This window comes from Paenibacillus sp. Y916 (assembly GCF_056786435.1).
Map to the genome: position 1 here is coordinate 389387 of NZ_JBXCJA010000002.1, position 21093 is coordinate 410479.

The 21093-nt window shown below is 41.7% G+C and carries 18 protein-coding genes; all 18 read right to left on the reverse strand.

Features of this window, described 5'->3' with window-relative positions:
- Positions 1-10: 10 nt before the first annotated feature.
- The 18 genes from AC1TO9_RS05935 to AC1TO9_RS06020 all read right to left on the reverse strand — a co-directional run bounded on the left by AC1TO9_RS05935 (position 11) and on the right by AC1TO9_RS06020 (position 20920).
- On the reverse strand, positions 11-1057 hold the full coding sequence (locus AC1TO9_RS05935; protein WP_482058633.1) for an aspartate-semialdehyde dehydrogenase: 1047 nt from the start codon (positions 1055-1057) through the stop codon (positions 11-13).
- Positions 1058-1111: 54 nt separating this feature from the next.
- Complete coding sequence (locus AC1TO9_RS05940) at positions 1112-1708, reverse strand: dipicolinate synthase subunit B (RefSeq protein WP_482053882.1); 597 nt, start codon at positions 1706-1708, stop codon at positions 1112-1114.
- Positions 1705-2604 (reverse strand): dipicolinate synthase subunit DpsA, encoded by a 900-nt coding sequence (gene dpsA / locus AC1TO9_RS05945; protein ID WP_482053883.1) that lies wholly within the window; start codon positions 2602-2604, stop codon positions 1705-1707. Before dpsA ends, AC1TO9_RS05940 begins: the two co-directional genes overlap by 4 nt.
- A gap of 144 nt (positions 2605-2748) precedes the next feature.
- Entirely contained in the window at positions 2749-3195 is a 447-nt protein-coding gene (gene dut, locus AC1TO9_RS05950) for a dUTP diphosphatase (protein ID WP_482053884.1), read from the reverse strand.
- On the reverse strand, positions 3170-4438 hold the full coding sequence (locus AC1TO9_RS05955; RefSeq protein WP_482053885.1) for a M16 family metallopeptidase: 1269 nt from the start codon (positions 4436-4438) through the stop codon (positions 3170-3172). The genes dut and AC1TO9_RS05955 overlap by 26 nt, the downstream gene beginning before the upstream one ends.
- A gap of 64 nt (positions 4439-4502) precedes the next feature.
- Positions 4503-5480: a polysaccharide deacetylase family protein gene (locus AC1TO9_RS05960; RefSeq protein WP_482053886.1), complete on the reverse strand. Its 978-nt coding sequence runs from the start codon at positions 5478-5480 to the stop codon at positions 4503-4505.
- Positions 5481-5731: 251 nt separating this feature from the next.
- Entirely contained in the window at positions 5732-7816 is a 2085-nt protein-coding gene (pnp, locus tag AC1TO9_RS05965) for a polyribonucleotide nucleotidyltransferase (RefSeq protein WP_482053887.1), read from the reverse strand.
- Positions 7817-7938: 122 nt separating this feature from the next.
- Positions 7939-8208, reverse strand: a complete 270-nt coding sequence (gene rpsO, locus AC1TO9_RS05970) for a 30S ribosomal protein S15 (protein ID WP_482053888.1) — start codon at positions 8206-8208, stop codon at positions 7939-7941.
- A 153-nt stretch (positions 8209-8361) separates the two neighbouring features.
- Positions 8362-9291 carry a bifunctional riboflavin kinase/FAD synthetase gene (locus tag AC1TO9_RS05975; protein WP_482054481.1) on the reverse strand — a complete coding sequence of 310 codons (930 nt, stop codon included), beginning with the start codon at positions 9289-9291 and terminating at the stop codon, positions 8362-8364.
- An 80-nt stretch (positions 9292-9371) separates the two neighbouring features.
- Positions 9372-10283: a tRNA pseudouridine(55) synthase TruB gene (gene truB, locus AC1TO9_RS05980; RefSeq protein WP_482053889.1), complete on the reverse strand. Its 912-nt coding sequence runs from the start codon at positions 10281-10283 to the stop codon at positions 9372-9374.
- A complete protein-coding gene (locus tag AC1TO9_RS05985) occupies positions 10280-11257 on the reverse strand; it encodes a DHH family phosphoesterase (RefSeq protein ID WP_482053890.1) in 978 nt (325 codons plus the stop codon). Before AC1TO9_RS05985 ends, truB begins: the two co-directional genes overlap by 4 nt.
- A 31-nt stretch (positions 11258-11288) precedes the next feature.
- Positions 11289-11636 carry a 30S ribosome-binding factor RbfA gene (rbfA, locus tag AC1TO9_RS05990; RefSeq protein WP_482053891.1) on the reverse strand — a complete coding sequence of 116 codons (348 nt, stop codon included), beginning with the start codon at positions 11634-11636 and terminating at the stop codon, positions 11289-11291.
- A gap of 14 nt (positions 11637-11650) precedes the next feature.
- Entirely contained in the window at positions 11651-14176 is a 2526-nt protein-coding gene (gene infB / locus AC1TO9_RS05995) for a translation initiation factor IF-2 (RefSeq protein ID WP_482053892.1), read from the reverse strand.
- Positions 14169-14492 carry a L7Ae/L30e/S12e/Gadd45 family ribosomal protein gene (locus AC1TO9_RS06000; protein WP_482054482.1) on the reverse strand — a complete coding sequence of 108 codons (324 nt, stop codon included), beginning with the start codon at positions 14490-14492 and terminating at the stop codon, positions 14169-14171. The genes infB and AC1TO9_RS06000 overlap by 8 nt, the downstream gene beginning before the upstream one ends.
- Positions 14485-14793 carry an RNase P modulator RnpM gene (gene rnpM, locus AC1TO9_RS06005; RefSeq protein WP_482053893.1) on the reverse strand — a complete coding sequence of 103 codons (309 nt, stop codon included), beginning with the start codon at positions 14791-14793 and terminating at the stop codon, positions 14485-14487. Before rnpM ends, AC1TO9_RS06000 begins: the two co-directional genes overlap by 8 nt.
- Positions 14794-14820: 27 nt before the next feature.
- Positions 14821-15918: a transcription termination factor NusA gene (nusA, locus tag AC1TO9_RS06010; protein ID WP_482053894.1), complete on the reverse strand. Its 1098-nt coding sequence runs from the start codon at positions 15916-15918 to the stop codon at positions 14821-14823.
- 34 nt (positions 15919-15952) lie between these two features.
- Complete coding sequence (gene rimP / locus AC1TO9_RS06015; protein WP_482053895.1) at positions 15953-16414, reverse strand: ribosome maturation factor RimP; 462 nt, start codon at positions 16412-16414, stop codon at positions 15953-15955.
- 189 nt (positions 16415-16603) lie between these two features.
- On the reverse strand, positions 16604-20920 hold the full coding sequence (locus tag AC1TO9_RS06020) for a PolC-type DNA polymerase III (protein WP_482053896.1): 4317 nt from the start codon (positions 20918-20920) through the stop codon (positions 16604-16606).
- Between the last annotated feature and the right edge of the window lie 173 nt (positions 20921-21093).

The window sequence follows — 21093 nt, forward strand, 5'->3', positions numbered from 1 at the left end:
TAACGTTAACCTACAAAAGTACGGAATGATTAGATGCGACTATTTCAGCAATCTGTACAGCATTCCATGCTGCACCTTTAATAAGATTGTCAGATACAATCCACATGTTTAGACCCCGTTGATGTCCAAAATCCCGACGTAAGCGTCCGACAAATACATCTGGTTTCCCAGTAGAATCAGTAGCCATTGGATACGATTGTGTCGAAGGATCATCTACTACAGTAATGCCAGGAGAGTTCGCAAGAAGTGTTCTCACCGCATCTAGATCATAATCTTCTTTCAATTCTACATAGACGGACTCAGAGTGACCATAGACAACTGGAACTCGAACACAAGTTGCTGTTACCGCTATCGTCTCATCGCCCATTATTTTTTTCGTTTCATTAACCATTTTCATTTCTTCTAAAGTAAATCCATTCTCTTCGAATTTATCAATTTGAGGGATCACATTAAAAGCAATCTGATGTTTCACCGGAAGTGATCCAACAGGTAGAATTTCAGGTTCAACCTTTTCACCATCAAGAACTTCCTTAGTTTGACGTAAGAGTTCATCAATTGCTTTGCTTCCTGCACCAGAAACTGCCTGATAAGTTGAAACGATTATTCGTGAAATACCGTAAGTATCTTGCAAAGGCTTTAATGCAGCAACCATTTGAATCGTAGAACAATTCGGATTTGCAATAATACCGACATGGTCCTTGATCTTCTCGGAATTAACTTCAGGAACAACTAAAGGAGTCGTTGGATCCATTCTATAAGCGTTCGTGTTGTCAATACATACTGCACCATGGCGAATAGCGTGTGGAGAAAACTCCTTGCTTATGTCGCCACCAGCGCTAAACAACGCAATATCAATTCCTTCAAAACTATCAGGGGTAGCTTCTTCTACTATTATATCTTGGCCTTTAAACTTAATGACGGTACCCGCAGAACGTGCAGATGAAAGTAGCTTCAACTTGGATATTGGGAAATCACGCTTCTCCAATAACCCTATGATCTGTTCTCCAACTGCTCCTGTAGCTCCTAGAACAGCGACATTAAATTTCTGATTGTTCATTTGCTGTATCTCCCCTTATTCTAATTATGACATCCTCTAGTAAATGATAAGTTCTTACGCTGAATGAAACCGTTCGATAATCATAGGTTGTAACTGTGTTCCGCTAAGTGCTGCGTAACATGTTTCTGGAATGAGCTCCATTTTGGCGACGAGAGAATTAGGTTTTTGCTGTGGGTTATCCTGACCATAAGGAACAAAATAAATATTTTTCGTTACCAACAGTTTCGCAATATTGGCTGCGTTCAACCCTAATCCGTCGTTTGTGGAAATAGCCAGCACCAAAGGACGACCATTACGCATCTGAGCTTTCGCTGCCATTAAGACCGGAGTATCCGTCATCGCATTCGCCAATTTGCTTGTTGTTGTACCCGTACATGGTCCGATAACTAGAACATCTAATAATTTAGACGGTCCTAGCGGTTCCGCTCCAACAATTGTAGAAATAATATCATTCCCCGTAATTTCTTTCAACTGTTTCAACCAATTTCCTGACGATCCAAAGCGTGTATCCGTATTTTGTACCGTATTTGAAACAATTGGCACCACGTTCGCACCTTCATTAACAAATCGCAATACCTGAGGCATGACCTCTTCTAACGTACAATGAGATCCCGTTATCGCATACCCTACCGTTTTGCCCTGCCACTTCATTTCTCATCCCCCCGAATCTTGATTTCATCTGAAATCAACTGTACCAATGCATTCGCAATGATAATACCAGCTGTTTTGGGAGCAACGATACCAGGCAGACCAGGAGCAAGCAGCGCCTTAATTCCCCGCTTCTCCGCAAAGCGGAAATCGCACCCACCCGGGGCTGAAGCAAGGTCAATAATGACTGCATTTGGGGGCATTTGAGACAGGATTTGCGCTGTGACTATCATAGTCGGTATCGTATTAAAAAGCAAGTTCACACCAACCACTTTTCTCCCTAAATCCCTTATCAGAAAGGGCTCCCAGCCCATTTCACTCGCCCTCGCAAAGTGCACTTCAGACCGTACTCCCATCGATACTTTTGCTCCCAAACCCTGTAAGCTTTTAGCCATCGTAAATCCCGTTCGCCCCATCCCTAAGACCATACAATTTGATCCATGTATCGTGAAATCAGTATGCTGAATAGCCATCATTAGGGCACCCTCTGCTGTGGGTATAGAATTATAAATCGCTACATCATCTCGTTCCAGCAGTTCCACAAGACGAATCTTACGTTCGGAGCACATATTGCTTAAATACGGCTTCGCAACGCCTGTATATACCGTACATTCATGTGGTAATACATTAAAATGTTCCTCCAGTAACTGTAATGGCTCGGATGAGAATAGCGTCATGATCTTCCCCTCATTGTCACAACCCATGACGGGGAGTACAAGTACATCCGTTTGCTCTAATAGTTCAATAGAAAGTTGCTCTCTTGTGATGTCTTCTAACTGATCTGTAAGTTCATCGAATCCAACAATAGAGACTGTCGCATCCTTCTCAGAGAACTTCCGAATTACTTCGATCTGTCTTGCATCCCCGCCTATGAATACAACTTTTACGCCAGTCAGCATTAGGATGTGGCTCCTTTCTCAATTCCATGTACTATATCGCATAATATGCGAAGGCCTAAACAGGGGTGAAAGATGTAGTTACAAATGAAGAAATAAAAAGAGCTTACGCATGCCTTCAGAAGGCCTTCGTAAGCTCAAACTAATTTATTTACCTGTATGACCAAATCCACCTGAACCACGCACAGTTTCCGAAAGCTCATTCACGATTTCCCACTCCACTTGAGGAACGGTCTGAAACACCATCTGAGCAATCCGTTCATTCCTTACGATGGTAAATGACTCGGCACCAAGATTAATTAAGAGGACTTTTATTTCTCCTCGATAATCAGCATCAATTGTTCCCGGCGTGTTCAGACAAGTGATACCATGCTTAAATGCAAGTCCACTACGCGGACGTATTTGCGCCTCAAGCCCTTCAGGCATTGCAATAGCATATCCAGTAGGAATTAACTTCCGCTCCCCTGGTTGTAGAACAACCTCTTCTTCCACTGCTGCATACAGATCATAACCCGAAGCAAGCTTGGACATTTTCTCTGGAAGCTTGATATCTTCATTCCCAGATAGTCTATTTATTTGAACGTAATGCAACAAAGTCATCGCCCCTTATTCCTGATATACTTCGATCAGACGTCCCAACCATTGCTACTGAGAATGGCTCACTGAACATAAGATCAAGTACAGATTCTACATCATCCATTGATATATTATCAATATTTGTGATCATTTCATCTAGTGTATAATGTTTACCTAACATCAACTCATTTTTGCCAAGACGATTCATACGACTACCCGTACCTTCCAGACTAAGAATGAGACTGCCCTTCAACTGTTCTTTTCCTTTACGCAACTCATCATCACTTAACCCCTTTGTAGCAAGATCGAACAACACTTCTTTCGTGAGGTCCATAACCTCTTTCGTTTGCTTAGGAGCAGTTCCCGCATATATTGTGAACAATCCATTGTCTGCATGGGAACTATGATAAGAATATACTGCGTAAGCCAATCCGCGTTTCTCGCGAATTTCTTGGAATAGACGAGAACTCATTCCTCCACCGATTGCATTATTCAACAATACCATGGCATATTGTCTCTTATCATCAATAGAACATCCTGGAAACGACAAGCATATATGATTTTGCTCCGTTTTCTTTTTGTGAAACAGAACATTACTATGAAATTCAGGTACAGTAATACCACTCGCACTTCCATGGTTCTTAAATCCACCGAAATGACGTTCCAATAATTCTACCAAGTGCTCATCAATGTTTCCCGCTACGCTGATCACCGTGTTCTCAATCGTATAATGTTCAGCCATATATGCTTTAAGATCTTTCGATTTCATTTCTTCCAGTTGCTCTATCGTCCCTAAAATAGGGTAGGCTAATGGATGCTCTCCATAGACGGCTTTTGCCATTAAATCATGAACGATATCATCCGGAGTATCCTCATACATAGAGATTTCTTCGAGAATAACATTCTTCTCCTTCGCCAACTCACCATCATCCATATTAGATCGGAAGAACATATCCGCAAGCACATCAACGGCAATCGGAAGATGCTCGTCAAGAACTTTGGCATAGTAACATGTATATTCCTTCGACGTGAACGCGTTCAAATTGCCTCCAATAGCATCGAATTGTTCCGCAATCTCTTTCGCATCGAATCGTTCTGTACCTTTAAAAAGCATATGCTCAATAAAATGAGAAACGCCATTGTTCTGAACATTCTCATATCTCGAACCTGTTTTCACCCAAATCCCAAAGGAAACGGAACGGCAAGTTGGAATTTTCTCCATGACTACTCTTAGGCCGTTACTTAGCTTTATTTTTTCCATTCGAAGGCCTCCTAATTATGAAACACTAGATAATCCATTCCTTATCCTACCAAAGAAACAGCATTCACTCAACTATGCGCTCTGTAGATAGTGTCTGACTTACCGTCCCCAAATGTAACCCTTTCCCCTTAATGGCTTGAATCATCCCCTGCAGAGCGCCAGAGGAAGATGATGTAGGGTGCATCAATATGAGGAATCCAGGTTCAACCTTCTCGGATATTTTATTCACAATGGATTGTGGGGAAGGACGTCGCCAATCCACCGTGTCCAATGTCCAAAGTACAGTATACATTCCTTGCCCTTTTGCAATTCTAACCGTATCACTATCGAAATCACCTGATGGAGGAGCGAACCATTTCGGCTCTTGACCTAATTCATCCTTCAATAGTTTCTGCGTTCTACTCATTTCAGTTATAGCCTTGTCCTCACTAAGTTGACTCATATTAAGATGAGAATACGCATGATTTGATAGTTCATGACCTCTTTTTTGAATTTCTTTCGCAAGTTCAACATTACTATTCAACCATTTACCATCAAAAAAGAATGTAGCTTTTACCTTTTCCTGATCCAATGTATTTAACATTGGAATAATATATTCGTTACCCCATGCCACATTAATCATTAAAGATACCATAGGTTTTAGAGGGTTTCCACGGTAAATAGGTTGCACTTCAAGATCCTGAAGTCCCACCTTTGGTAACAATTGACGGAATATATATGTAATTGAAGATGCGTTTCCTTTGACTTTGGCATACTTATAAGTTTCATCTATGTCCACTTCCAACCCATTATATCCTGGGATGGCTTTCCAGACTCGATCTATTTTTGCATTAATTGGCTCAACTCTCATAAGAGCAGCCTTGTCCTTAATCTGACGGTATAGGGGGTCTTCCTCTTTATGATCACTCATCCCCTGTAATGTTTCTTGTGAGTGTATTTCATTCCGACCATTCCCAATAAATAGCTTAACACTATTGGATTGACCTATTCCTAATATTACGGTAAAACAGGCAAGTAGAATGGCAAACTTCCTCATATTCATGAAATATTTCATCTCCCTTGTTACCTTTGTCCCATCATATGTGCGGAACAATTGGAATATGAATAGGGAGATGAAGTAAGTAGAAACGGCAATGCCGTCTTTTTTCAAAGACGGCACCCGTTTCAGCGGAAATATAAGAAATAGAGTATCAAGTGAAACTGATGCTTTCTTATATTTTAAAAAAAGAGCCAGATGATGAAGCTCTCTGTCTCTTTTCTAATTCGTTCATATCAACTTCATTCAACCAATAACTACACGGTCAGTGTAGCTTTGCGAGACAAATTAATTCGTCCTTGTTGGTCAATCTCAGTTACTTTAACTGTAATGGAGTCCCCAATGGCAATAATATCTTCCACTTTGGCGACGCGTTCTGTTGACAGTTGAGAAATGTGAACCAGACCTTCCTTATTCGGAAGAATTTCCACAAATGCGCCGAATTTCTCAATACGCTTCACAGTACCTACAAAAATTTCGCCTACTTCAACTTGGCGAACAATTCCTTCGATAATGGCACGTGCCTTTTGGTTCATTTCTTCATTCGTTGAAGCAATGAATACACGTCCATCTTGCTCGATATCAATCTTAACACCTGTCTCTTCAATGATCTTGTTAATTATTTTACCACCCGCACCGATAACATCACGAATACGATCTGGATTAATATTTAAAGTCATAATTTTCGGAGCGTAAGGTGATAAAGTTGCTCTTGGTTGAGCGATAGCTTCATTCATTTTGCCTAAGATGAACATACGTCCTTCTTTAGCTTGACTCAAAGCATCTTGTAAGATTTGACGACTAATTCCATCAATCTTAATATCCATTTGGATAGCCGTAACACCCACAGCTGTACCTGCAACTTTAAAGTCCATATCTCCAAGATGATCTTCCAGACCTTGAATATCAGTCAAGATCGATACATGATCACCGTCTTTAATAAGTCCCATAGCTACTCCGGCTACCGGTGCCTTAATAGGTACCCCTGCATCCATCATAGCGAGAATTCCTGCGCATATACTAGCCTGTGAGGATGATCCGTTGGACTCCAACACTTCAGATACGAGACGAATAGCATATGGAAATTCAACTTCTGAAGGAAGAACTTTAGCCATTGCTCGTTCACCCAGTGCACCATGTCCGATTTCTCGACGGCCTGGTGGACGAAGTGGACGTGCTTCACCAACGCTGAATGGAGGGAAGTTGTAATGATGCATGAAGCGTTTCGATTCTTGTGAATCAACTCCATCAAGAATTTGAACGTCGCCAAGTGCGCCTAAAGTACATACGCTAAGTGCTTGTGTTTGCCCACGGGTGAATAGTCCTGTTCCATGCGTACGCGGTAAAATACCTGTATCACATTCAATCGGACGAATTTCATCCAATTTCCGTCCATCAGGACGTACTTTATCATGTGTAATTAAGCGTCTTACTTCTTCCTTAACGATATCATGCAGCACTTCTTTGACATCTTTCATGAGTTCCGGTGTTTCTATGTACTTTTGTTCAAACAAAGTAACCGTCGCCTCATTAATACTGTCAATCGCATCCTGACGCGCATGTTTTTCCTGAGTTTTAACAGCTTCTTTCAGTTGAGCTTCTGCAAATTCGCGAACTGCAACATTTACGTTAGCATCTACTGTATGAAGTTTAACTGCCATCTTAGGTTTTCCAACTTGGGCAACGAGTTCTTCAATCGTCGCTACAATTTTCTTAATCTCATCATGACCAAACATAATCGCTTCAAGCATAATTTCTTCCGAAACTTCATCGCCTTCTGCTTCTACCATCATAATCGCATCTTTCGTTCCAGCAACGACTAGGTATAGGTCACTCGCATCTTGATCTGCGATGTTCGGATTAATGATGAACTGTCCATCCTTCCGACCAACAGCAACAGCACCAATAGGACCACTAAACGGAACATCTGAAATGCTTAGTGCAGCAGAGGTACCAATCATAGCAGCGATATCAGGCGCACAATCTTGATCAACACTCATGACTAGATTGGCAATTTGCACATCATTGCGGAACCCTTCAGGGAATAATGGACGTATAGGACGATCCGTTAGACGACTAGAAAGAATTGCTTTCTCGCTTGGTCGACCTTCACGTTTAATAAACCCACCAGGAATTTTACCAACTGCATACATTCTTTCCTCATAGTTAACCGTAAGTGGGAAAAAGTCCAAATCCTTCGGCTCATTTGAAGCTGTTACTGTACATAGAACGACCGTTTCTCCGTAGCGAACCATTACAGCAGCATTCGCTTGTTTCGCGAAACGTCCAGTTTCCAAGATAAGGGTTCTTCCACCTAATTGCATTTCAACACGTTTTTCCATGAAATCCCTCCTTCTTCAATTCGTATTTATTATTGTAAAAAGAAACCCGATTGCCCCCGCTGTCACTCCTGAAAGGACATACGGTGAACAACCAGGCTGCATTTGTTAAGGCTATTGGATTATTAACGACGCAATCCGAGTTTCTCAATCAAAGTACTATAACGTCTTACATCCTTATTCTTCAGATACTTCAACAACTTACGACGTTGTCCAACCATCTTCAACAATCCACGACGAGAATGATGATCCTTCTTGTGTGCATGGAAATGGGCAATCAGATTCGTAATGTTCTCTGTAAGGATAGCTATTTGCACTTCTGGAGATCCAGTATCAGACTCATGTGTTTTGTGCTCAGCAATCAATTCATGTTTACGTTCTTGAGTTAATGCCATCCTATTCACCTCCTTCAATTATAATCGCCATTAGCCTCGTTACCGTTGGTGAGATCGCGTAACCAAGCTAAGGTTATGTTGTCTTTGTCTCCAATGACGTTTATCAGTATAGCATATATATATATATAAAGTAAACTCGAACTTCTATGACTTCTATGACTTCAATAACTGTTCTGCTAACTGTGCATCCGCCTGGATCTGCGCAATCAATTCTTGTACAGATGGGAATCGTCGCTCTTCACGTATATAGTGCACAAGCTCTACTGTTAAATGCTCGCCATATAAACTTTCATCGAAATGAAAAAGATGGGCTTCATAACTTGGAGCTATTTCTTTTTCATGGAACGTTGGTTTGACTCCTATATTCATAACGCCCATAATCCACTTCTCTTTATAAAGCACACGGATAGCGTACACACCTTTGGCTGGAACGACATACCGATCATCTAGTTTCAAATTCGCTGTAGGAAAACCGATCGTACGACCTCGTTTCTCCCCTTCAACAACCGTTCCCCGCAACTTGTAATTGCGTCCGAACAAGCTATTGGCTAGCTTCAAATTTCCAGACTGAAGTAACTTACGAATTACTGAGCTACTCACCTTTTCACCATCTAGAAGAAATGGTGAGACAATTTCCACGCCCATATTATCTCGACCCATTTCACGAAGCATTTCAACATCCCCTGCTCCTTGATACCCGAACCGGAAGTCGAAACCGACAACGACCGTATCGATATGGAGTGGAAGAAGTACACCTGTGAAGAAATCATGTGGACTAACTCGTGAAAATTCTTCATCAAACTGAGCAACATACAACGTATCAATTCCCATACCTGCAAGCAATTCCTGTTTATCCCGCAGGGGGGTTAAGTACCCTTCATAGTCTCCCTTACCCATCACCTCTTTAGGATGCGGATTAAAAGTCACTACTGCCGATGGAATTCCTTTTCGCTTCGCTAGTTCAATAGCAGAAGAGATCACACTTACATGCCCCAAATGAATTCCATCAAACTGCCCTATAGCTACAACTTGAGATTCTTCTCTCTCAAAAAGCATTTCGGGTGAAAGGGGATATGATAACATAACAGTCTTCACAATTTTCTCACCTGCAATTCTGTTAGATAACCTGATTCATAATGATTCTTCGAAAAGAAGCATTATTCCTACAAGAACACTTTAATCGGAGCAATCGCTCCTGTCTCTAGTTGCCGTTGAAATATTCCTAGAAATCGCTGTTCAGTATCATAGAGTCGTATCGGTTCTTCACCAGTCACTTCCGGGCTTACTGATTTATATGACAGCCTTTGCCCTTGAATTGCTGCAGTTGTTTTCTCCTCGGATACTGTGTGTGCTGGTAAATGAGGTATTGCTTCATCTACAGGAATCAAGTGCGAATGGAGTGTCCCTTCATCCATATAGCGTTGAATATCATCAAAATTCAAGCAATGTTCTGCATCAATCCCTGCTGACTTCGTTCGCTCAAGTTTTGCCATAACTGAAGGGAGCCCTAAAGCCCGTCCAATATCAACACAAAGCGTTCGGATATAAGTTCCCTTTGAACACAATGCTCGGAAGGTTATTTCAGGATAAGATCCATCCCAAGAGATATCGGTCATTTCGATCTCATAAATCGTAACCTCACGACTTTTACGCTCTACTACTTTACCTTCTCTAGCTAATTCATACAATCTTTTTCCATCCACTTTCACAGCAGAGTACATAGGAGGAACCTGAGATATAACGCCTTGAAAAGAATTCAGCACCTTCTCGATCTCTTCCTTTGTAACAGTAACGGAATCGACTTGCTCTATAACCTGACCCGTTAAGTCCTCTGTATCCGTAGCTAGTCCAAGTTGCATCGTAGCATAGTATTCTTTCGGAAGCTCTTGCATGTATTCAACTACACGTGTAGCACGTCCTAAGCATAATGGGAGCACACCCGTAACTTGAGGATCCAGCGTACCTGTATGTCCGATCCGCTTCATCCGCAATATACCTCGAACCTTCGCTACAACATCATGTGATGTGAACCCTGCTGGTTTATATACAGCTAGTATTCCTTCAAGATCGCTCATAATAATTGTCTCACCCGTTCTAGCACTTGCGGAATAATGTTATCCAAGGTTCCCTCTATTCGGCAACCTGCTGCCCGAACATGTCCCCCTCCACCGAACATTTGCGCTAATGCCGCAACATCAACCTTTCCGGAGGAGCGTAGGCTCACTTTCACGGCAGAATCATCGATGACTTTAAATAGAATTCCTACTTCCACACCACTTATATTGCGTGGGTAGTTCACAATTCCTTCTAAATCTTCATTGATTGCCGCACACGCCGTCATAGATTCAGGTGTGATGTGAACCCAACTAATGAGACCATCAGATGACATTTCCAGCGTGCTTAGTGCCTTTATTAGTATTTTCATTTGTGAAGGAGTCATTTCTTCTAATAGATTCTCAGACAACAGCGGACCGTTAACACCATAACCAAGTAATTCAGAGGCCATGCTCATTACTTTGGGAGTCGTATTAGAATATCGAAATCCACCCGTATCCGTAAGGATCCCTGTATAAATAGCTGTAGCAGATTCCTCTGTCCATTCAACAGGAAACTTCCTAATCAAATCATATAAGATTTCCGTCGTTGCAGCTGCGTCACTCTTAATCAGATTCACTTCTCCATAGCCGTCATTCGTAGGATGATGATCTACATTAAGGATGATAGCATCCTTAGCAAAGAACTGATTCGTTAATCCTACACGCTTAAAATCAGCACAATCCACGCAAATGACATGCTTAAACGTTCGATCAGGGGGATTACTCTCCATGTTAAGTATTTCTTCACTAAGCATAAGGAATTGCATGCGCTGTGGGATAGGACCTTCATTCACCAGAGTGAATTTCTTCCCTAGACATGAGAGAAGCCAGCCCACAACTACCGTGGAACTGACTGCATCTCCGTCTGGCTGAACATGCGACACTACAAGAAAATCATCATGCTTGAGCAAATACTCTTTTGCAATTTCAAGCGATTGTTCATAGGTCTGCATTGCCGTCTCCTTTTAAAACCGTTATTAACATTTATTGGTTCTTCTCGATTTCACCTAGCAACTTCTCAATATGACTACCGTATGCAATAGATTCGTCAAATTTGAAAATAAGTACTGGCGTATGTCGTAGACGAATCCGTTTGCCTAGCTCTGAACGAAGATATCCATTCGCCTTTTCAAGCGCAAGAAGCGTGTTCTTCTTCTGTTCTTCATCACCAAGTACACTCAGATACACTTTTGCTTGCGCAAGGTCATTCGGAACTTCGACCCCAGTTACGGTTACGAAGCCTATCCGAGGATCCTTTAGTTCGCTTTGGATAAGCACACTTAATTCCTTCTTAATCTGCTCACCAACACGTCCCACGCGAATTTTAGCCATGTTTATTCACCTCTCTACTTGCGCTCCACCGTTTCCATGATGAAAGCTTCAATAATGTCGCCTTCTTTAACTTCACTATAGCCTTCCAAAGTTATACCACATTCATACCCTTGAGCTACTTCTTTCGCATCATCTTTAAATCTCTTCAAGGTGTCAATCTTTCCTTCATGAATAACAATGCTATTACGAATTAGACGTATTTCTGCATTACGCACCATTTTACCTGAAGTAACCATACTACCTGCGATCGTACCAATCTTGCCGATTGAGAATACATTACGTATCTCAGCATGACCGATAACCTTCTCTTTAAATATTGGATCAAGCATACCCTTCATCGCTTGCTCGATCTCTTCAATCACCTTGTAGATAACGCGGTGTAAACGGATGTCCACTTTTTCTTCTTGTGCTGTAGCAGCCGCTTGATGATCTGGGCGAACGTTGTATCCAATAACAATAGCGCTAGAAGCAGCGGCTAGAATGATATCAGACTCAGTAATCGCACCTGCACCACTATGAAGTATTTTGACACGAACGCCCTCTACTTCAATCTTCTCGAGTGAGCTCTTCAGCGCTTCAACTGTACCTTGAACATCACCCTTGATGATGACATTAAGACCTTTGATCTCACCGTCTTTAATATGTTGGAACAGATCATCCAATGTCACGCGTACATTACTACCCATCTCGCTTTGGCGTTGAGTAATGGAACGTTTCTCAGCGATGGAGCGTGCTTTACGTTCATCTTCGAACACCATGAATGGATCGCCTGCTTGTGGTACTTCAGTCAACCCAGTAATTTCGATAGGTGTAGATGGACCTGCTTCCTTCACACGGCGACCCTTATCGTTCACCATTGTACGAATACGACCGAAGCAGTTACCCGCTACGAAAGCATCTCCAACACGAAGAGTACCATGTTGAACCAACACTCGAGCTACTGGACCCCGACCTTTATCAAGCTCAGCTTCAATAACCGCAGCACGAGCGCGTTTATTTGGATTTGCTTTATATTCATTCATTTCTGCAACAAGGAGAATCATTTCAAGCAATTCTTCAAGTCCCAATTTTTGTTTGGCAGATACATTAGCATAAATCGTATCCCCGCCCCATTCTTCTGGAACTAAGCCGTATTCAGTCAATTCCTGCTTCACTTTGTCAGGATCAGCACCAGGCTTATCAATTTTGTTAACCGCTACGATAATCGGTAATTCCGCTGCTTTAGCATGGTTAATGGCTTCCACAGTTTGTGGCATAACACCATCATCTGCCGCAACAACGATAATTGCTATATCCGTAATTGAAGATCCGCGAGCACGCATAGCTGTAAAAGCTTCGTGACCAGGTGTATCCAAGAACGTAATCTTCTTATTATTAATTTCAACTTGGTAAGCACCGATATGCTGAGTAATTCCACCCGCTTCGCCACTTGATACATTCGCGGAACGAATAGCATCTAGCAATGTAGTCTTACCATGATCGACGTGACCCATAATAGTGACTACAGGAGGACGTGTTTGCAAATCAGACTCATTATCAACTTCTTCAACCGTCTCGAACCGATCGTCTTCTACTGCAATTTTCACTTCAACTTCTACACCGAATTCAGCAGCTAATAGAAGTACAGTTTCAAGATCCAGTTCTTGGTTAATCGTAGCCATAACACCCATTGTGATCAATTTCTTAATCACTTCAGATGCATCCTTATGAAGCAATTTAGCTGCTTCTCCAACAGTCATCGCGCCACGAACAATAATCTTTTTAGGGGTATTGTCAATTTTTTCACGAGCAGGGTACGAGGCTTTTCCTCTACCATTTTTTCCACCACGATTGTTTCTGAAGTTGCCACCCTTGTTGTCATCGAAACGTCTAGCCCCATTATTGCCAGGTCTAGCCTTGTTAGCACCTCTATTGTCGCCTTGCGCAGGGCTACTTGAGCGATTCGCAGTTTGACTTCCTTGTTGAGTACCCGATCTTTGACCACCTTGGGTTGATGCTGGTCTTGATGGGGCACCCGTGGTTTGAGGTCTAGATGAACTCGTGTTACTTTGTGGTCTTTGTGCAGCATTACTGCTACCTTGAGTTCTTGGAGCGCTTGTGTTGCTTTGAGTTCTTGGAGCAGATGTACTGCTCTGTGGCCTTGACGTTACTGTAGCATTAGTGTTATTCGTATTATTATTCATACCTACCTGCTTTTCCTGTTGTTTTTTTGTGTCACTCTGTTCCGTGTTAGTGCTGCTCACTTGAGGAGATCCAGACACCACGGTTGGTTTTACCGCAACTTCATCCTTCTTGACAGATGAGGTTGCTGCCACTGCGTTTTTATCTCCGCCGTCTCTTTTGGCGGCTGCATTGGACTTAATATTATTAAAAAACTGCTCTACCTTCGAGACAGTTTCACCCTCCATCACACTCATATGGTTATTGACAGGGATTTCCAAACGCTTTAATATCGTAATTATTTCTTTACTACTCATGTTTAGCGACTTAGCGTACTCATATACACGTAGCTTTTCACTTTTATTTTCTTGATTAGTCAATATACTCCACCTCCGTCATAGTCTCCATAGATTTAGAGATCATTTTCGCGAATCCTTGATCCGTAATTGCCAGCACAACTCGATGTGGTTTCCCAATACTTGTGCCCAGACTTTCCCGGTCATATCCGATCACCAGAGGAATTTTGTATGTTCCGCATTTATCACGAAACTTTTTTTGTGTATTTGGTGATGCATCATTAGCTACGATGACCAGTTTAGCTTCTGAAGAACGAATAGTTTTGAGCACGATTTCATCACCTGTAACTACTTTTCCTGCACGCATCGCAAGACCCAGACGAGAAAGCGTATTATCCATCATTGGAATTCTCCTTCATCACTAAAAATTGTTCTTCAACAACACCAAAATCATCTGCCAACTGTTCATAAATCTCCGGGTTCACATGATGTTTCAATGCGCGATCCAATGACTTATTCTTTTGTGCCAATTTAAAGCAGGAAGCCTTACCACACAGATAAGCTCCTCGACCTGACTTCTTACCTGACAGATCAATAAGCACTTCATCATCTGGCGTTTTCACAATACGAATGAGTTGTTTCTTCGGCATCATTTCTTGGCATGCCACACATTTACGCAAAGGTACTTTTCTTGACTTCATCCTTGCCCTCCGTCCTATTCCAGGAAATTACTCGATGGAGACAGAATCTTGAGGTAAATCATCACTGTATGTTTTCGCTCTCCCGAATTCCTGCTCCGCTTGAGTCTCACTCTTGATATCAATCTTCCATCCAGTCAACTTAGCCGCAAGACGCGCGTTCTGTCCTTTAATACCAATGGCAAGGGATAATTGATAATCTGGCACGATAACCCGAGCCATCTTCTCCTCTTCAAACACATCTACTTCAATGACTTTTGAAGGACTTAGCGCATTGGCAACATACTCTTCAACCTGATCGGAATAACGAACAATGTCGATCTTTTCTCCACGTAATTCATTCACAATCGTCTGTACTCGAATCCCTTTAGGTCCAACACATGAACCTACTGGATCCACTTCGTCATTACGAGAATGAACAGCAATCTTGGAACGGAAGCCAGCTTCACGTGCAACTGAGCGAATCTCAACTACGCCGTCGAAGATTTCTGGAACCTCCAGTTCAAACAGTCGTTTCAGTAGACCAGGATGAGTACGTGACAACATGATCTGTGGACCTTTAGTCGTATTCTCAACCTTCGTAATATAAGCTTTGACACGCTCACCATGCTTAAATTTTTCATTAGGCATTAGCTCATTCAAAGGCAGCAAAGCTTCAACCTTACCCAAATCAATATAAACATTTCGTGGATCTTGACGTTGAACTGTCCCAGTCACGATATCTTCCTCTTTGTCCACAAAGGCGTTGTAGATCAATCCACGCTCCGCTTCGCGTATACGTTGAGTAACGACTTGTTTCGCCGTTTGTGCAGCGATACGACCAAAGTCACGAGGTGTAACTTCAATCTCTGCAATATCCTCCAATTGAAAATGGGGATTTATTTCTCGTGCTGCGGGAAGCGAAATCTCTGTACGTGGATCCAACACTTCTTCAACGATCAGTTTACGGGCATACACTTTAATAACACCCGTATTACGATTCATGTCCACCCGTACATTTTGGGCTGTATTAAAGTTACGTTTATAACTCGAAATTAAAGCAGCCTCGATGGCTTCAAATAATACATCTTTACTAATCCCTTTTTCTCTTTCTAACTCATTCATTGCTTCAATAAAATCCATACTCATTGGGATTTAGTTCCCCCTTTCTCAACTCTTACTTCTAAAAAATAATAGCTAATCTAGCACTAGCTACTTTTTCATACGGAATTTGGTGTTGCTTCTTACCCACTTCAATCACAAGTACATCGTCCTCAAACGAAAGAAGCCGGCCTTCAAATTCCTTGAGACCGTCCAGCGCTTCGTATACAGTAACTAACACATCTTTGCCTACGGCTTTCACAACATCAGCACTTTTCTTTAACGGTCGTTCCGCTCCAGGAGACGATACTTCCAGGAAATAAACATCAGTAATTGGATCGTTCTGATCCAGCTGCAGACTCATATATTCACTAACTAAGCCGCAGTCATCAATATCAATACCGCCTTCTTTATCAACGTAAATACGCAAAAACCAATTTTTTCCTTCTTTGACGTATTCCACATCAACAAGTTCAAAGTCATGTTCTTCCATAAAAGGCTGGATCATTTCTTCTACGATACTTTTTATCTTAGGTGTGCTCAAAGACTATAACCTCCAAGACTTTCATAATCCTATATACCAAAGAGTAAAGAGTGGGTTGCCCCACTCTTTACACAACGGTTTTATCTCCATGTTTGCTACTAAAAATTATAGCATAGTCTGGCAACACTGACAAGTATCTGCCCTTGACTCCCCTTTGTAAAACGAGGATTTGTCCTCGCTATAAAGACTTTAAAACAAAGAAAGTTGGTTGCTTTCAGGCAATCCACGGAAACAACCCATTTGAGTTAGTAGCTCAACAACGGTTTTACTCGCTTTAGATTTCTGTTGGAAGTCCTCAATTGACAAGTACTCCCCATCTTCACGCGCTAGCGCTATATTTCGTGCTGCGTTATCACCGATTCCTGCCATAGCAGAGAACGGAGGTATCAGTGAATCCCCATCCACTGTAAACTTCGTAGAGTCAGATCGGTATATATCAATGGTCTGGAAGGTGAAGCCACGTGCCGTCACCTCTAACGCCATCTCATAAATGGCAAGCATACTCTTCTCTTTCGTAGTTGCCTGGAATCCTTTCTGCTCAATCTCCTCGATCTGACGATATATGGCCTCATATCCTTGGCAACATAATTCGATATCGAAATCCTCGGCTCTCACTGTAAAGTATGTCGCATAATATTCAATAGGATAATATAGTTTGAAAAAAGCAGTACGAACAGCAGATATAACGTAAGCAGCGGCATGAGCCTTTGGAAACATATATTGTATTTTGAGACATGAATCGATGTACCACATCGGTACTTTACACTTCTTCATCTCTTCAATCCATTCTGGAGTCAGACCCTTCCCTTTACGCACACTTTCCGTAATGGTAAAAGCCAGTCCTGCATCCATGCCAGCTTTATAAATTAGATAGAGCATAATATCGTCACGGCAACCGATAACCGTCTTAATGTTGCATGTTCCGTTCTTAATTAAATCTTGTGCATTTCCAAGCCAGACGCCTGTCCCATGAGACAATCCAGAGATCTGCAATAAATCGGCAAAGGAAGTAGGTAAAGACTCAATCAACATTTGACGTACGAATTTAGTTCCCATTTCGGGCACACCATATGTCGCTACAGGTGTTCGAATTTTCTGAGGTGAAACACCTAGCGCTTCGGTTGAGTGAAATAAACTCATCACTTTAGGATCATTCATCGGTATCGAGGTAGGATCCACACCCGTTAAATCTTGTAGCATACGCATCATAGTCGGATCATCATGACCTAATATATCAAGTTTAAGTAAATTTGATTCAAAGGCATGATAATCAAAATGCGTCGTCTTCCATTCCGCTTTGGTATCATCTGCTGGGAATTGAATCGGTGTAACGTCTTCAACGTCCATATAATCCGGTACGACCACTATCCCCCCTGGATGCTGACCCGTACCTCGCTTCACACCTGTGAAACCAGATGCAAGACGAACCACCTCAGCTCCACGCCATTTCTTCTGATTCTCTTCCTCATATTTCTTTGTATATCCAAATGCTGTTTTCTCCGCAATCGTACCAATTGTACCTGCACGGAATACATTTTCGGGACCAAAAAGTTCTTTCGTATAATTATGAGCTATCGCTTGGTATTCCCCGGAGAAGTTAAGGTCAATATCTGGAACTTTATCCCCTTTAAATCCAAGAAAAGTCTCAAACGGGATATCCTGTCCCTCACCTTTTAGTATCCCCTCACAATGAGGGCATGCTTTCTCTGGGAGGTCGAACCCACTTGGTATACTACCATCTAGAAACCATTCATTATGCTTACAATCAGGATTCTTACAAACATAGTGTGCTGGTAACGGATTAACCTCTGATATCCCCAAAAAAGTTGCCACAACCGATGAGCCTACCGAACCCCGCGAGCCTACCAAATACCCATCTTTGTTCGATTTCTTCACAAGCCGTTCAGAAATCAAATAGTTCGCTGAGAACCCGTACTTAATAATCGGCTCAAGCTCTTTCTCAAGCCGCTTGATGACAACATCAGGTAGCTCCTCACCATATATACCCTTTGCTGTGTCGTAACAAGTTTTACGAATCTCTTCGTCTGCACCTTCCATGATCGGTGTGAACAGTTTGGATGGAAATAACTCTATTTCTTCGAATCGATCTGCTAGTTCTATCGTATTGGTAACGACAACTTCATTCGCTTTCCCTTTACCTAAGAAATCAAATTCCTCAAGCATATCGTCTGTCGTACGGAAATGCGCATCAGGTTTTTTCATACCTTTCAATGGGCTGAAACCTGTAATCCCATTAATAGCAATATCACGAAACAACTTTTCACGTGGTTCAAGATAATGTACATTCCCAGTTGCAATAACGGGCTTATTTAACTTCTCACCAATCTCACAAACCGTCTTCAAAGCTGCCTTTATTTCAAGTGGGCTTGCAACAAATCCTTTATCCACTAAATGCATATACATCGTTAATGGCTGGATTTCAAGGATGTCATAGAACTGTGCGATTTCTTCTGCCTCTTCCAAAGACTTGTTCAATACCGCTTCAAAGAACTCGCCCTTTTCACAACCTGAAATTACAAGTAATCCTTCACGTAATTCTTCAAGCTTCGATCGTGGGATACATGGCACCCGTTTAAAATATTCTGTGTGTGATAAAGATATCAGCTTGAATAGATTCTTCTTACCAACGGGATTCAATGCATAAATGCTGCAATGAAATGGTCTGATATTAGATAAATCTTTTCCCACATAGTCATTGAGTCGATCGAGCATCGTGATATTTTTCATCTTCTCAGTGTCAACCAGAAGCCCATTCAGAATACCTGCTAATGCAATCGTATCGTCAATCGCTCGGTGATGGCTTTCCAATAGTACTTTATATTTATCTGCCATCGTGTTCAGTCTATGATTCTTCATTCCTGGATATATTAATCGTGCTAATTCCAGTGTGTCTAGAACTGGATTTGGCATTTCAGGTAGTCCATATTCTTTCAACGATGCTTGAATAAAGCCCATATCAAATCTTGCATTATGAGCTACTAGAATCCCATCTTCAGCAAACTTCACAAATTCCTGTAAGACTGGTTCTAGATCAGGGGCATCTTTTACCATCTCGTCGGTAATATTCGTAAGCTGTTGAATATGAAAGGGAATCTTCTCATGTGGATTAACAAAAGTGGCATACCGATCTATTTCCTGACCCTCTTTTATTTTCACAGCGGCAAGTTCTGTAATATTACTATGGGTAATAGAGAGACCCGTGGTCTCTATATCAAAAACGATATAAGTAGCGCTTTTGAGATCGATTGGCTGCGGGTTTAGAACAACAGGAATCGCGTCGTTCAGCACATTAGCTTCTACTCCATATATCATTTTCAATCCGTTCTTCTTGGCAGATTTAGCTGCTTCTGGATAACTTTGAATACCACCATGATCCGTAATGGCAATCGCCGTATGTCCCCATCGTGCTGCAGTCTTTATATATTTATCGATTGGTGTGATGGCGTCCATCGTACTCATCGTTGTGTGCAAGTGGAATTCCACCCGTTTCAAGGGTGCGTTATCTTTACGTTCAGGAGGTGCTTGTACTTCATTCAAATCTGTTGGCATCATCACAAGTTCTGGAATGGTCATGAATCGGTCAAATTCTATCCGACCTCGTACTTTTACCCATTTGCCATTTTCCAATTGATTTAACACTTTGACATCATCTTTTGTTTTGGCAAACATTTTCAATTGCATCGAATCACCAAAGTCAGTCACGTTAAACATAAACAGCGTCATACCATTTCGCAACTCTTTACTATCCAGGCCAAATACAGCTCCTTGAATCGTAACTTTTTTCTCTTCATCTTGGATATCTTGAATTGGAATAGGTTGATCTTTGATATCATATCCAACATGAAGTCGAACATCGTCAGAATTCTCATCAAAACTGCGACTCTCAGCCTCAATGCTATTCATCATATTCTGTACAACTTCCCGCTCTTCTTGAAGCTTCTTTTGTTCAAACTCCTTAATCGCTTCCTTACCGGTATCCCCAACCGCTAATTTAATACGAAGAGGAAGAGCGAAAAAGGTAGTGAAGAAACGTGTAATGGCCTGATCAATTTGTTTCTTCTTGGCTAATTCTAGTGAAGTAGCATCGGACATGGTCAACAGCAACTGGCCATCTTCTATTTCGTGGGTCGCTCGATTTAACCATCCATTAACAGATGGGATCTCCCGATGTACCCACTCTACAAACAAACTCCAATACGTATCTACAATATCGTCAGTCGAAACAGCTTCCGTATATTTAAAAACAAATGAAATTTTGGAAATATGCTGCATTTTTTCTTGAATCTTAAGGCAAAATGCGCGGTATACTTCCCCTGGAACCAACGTATCCTTAACAATAGTAATAACCCATTGTTGGGTAGTACGGCTTGTTTCAACCTGTTCAATATATCCATCCAAGAAATAAGGATTCATTAGACTGGCTGGAACTGCGCCTTGTTTCATTAGAAGCTCAAACCGAATTCTTTTCTCATCCACATTGTTCATGCTTTCTACCCCCTTAACCACCTATCCTTACCTCTATAAAGAGATATTCAAAAAGTCATCACTTGAACTCTTACTATATAGACGAAAAGCCTCTGTGTACAAAAATGTACTCGATCTCTTACTCACCGACTCATTTCTGCCAGAAGCTCTTCCACATGGTTCTTTGAAGTCTT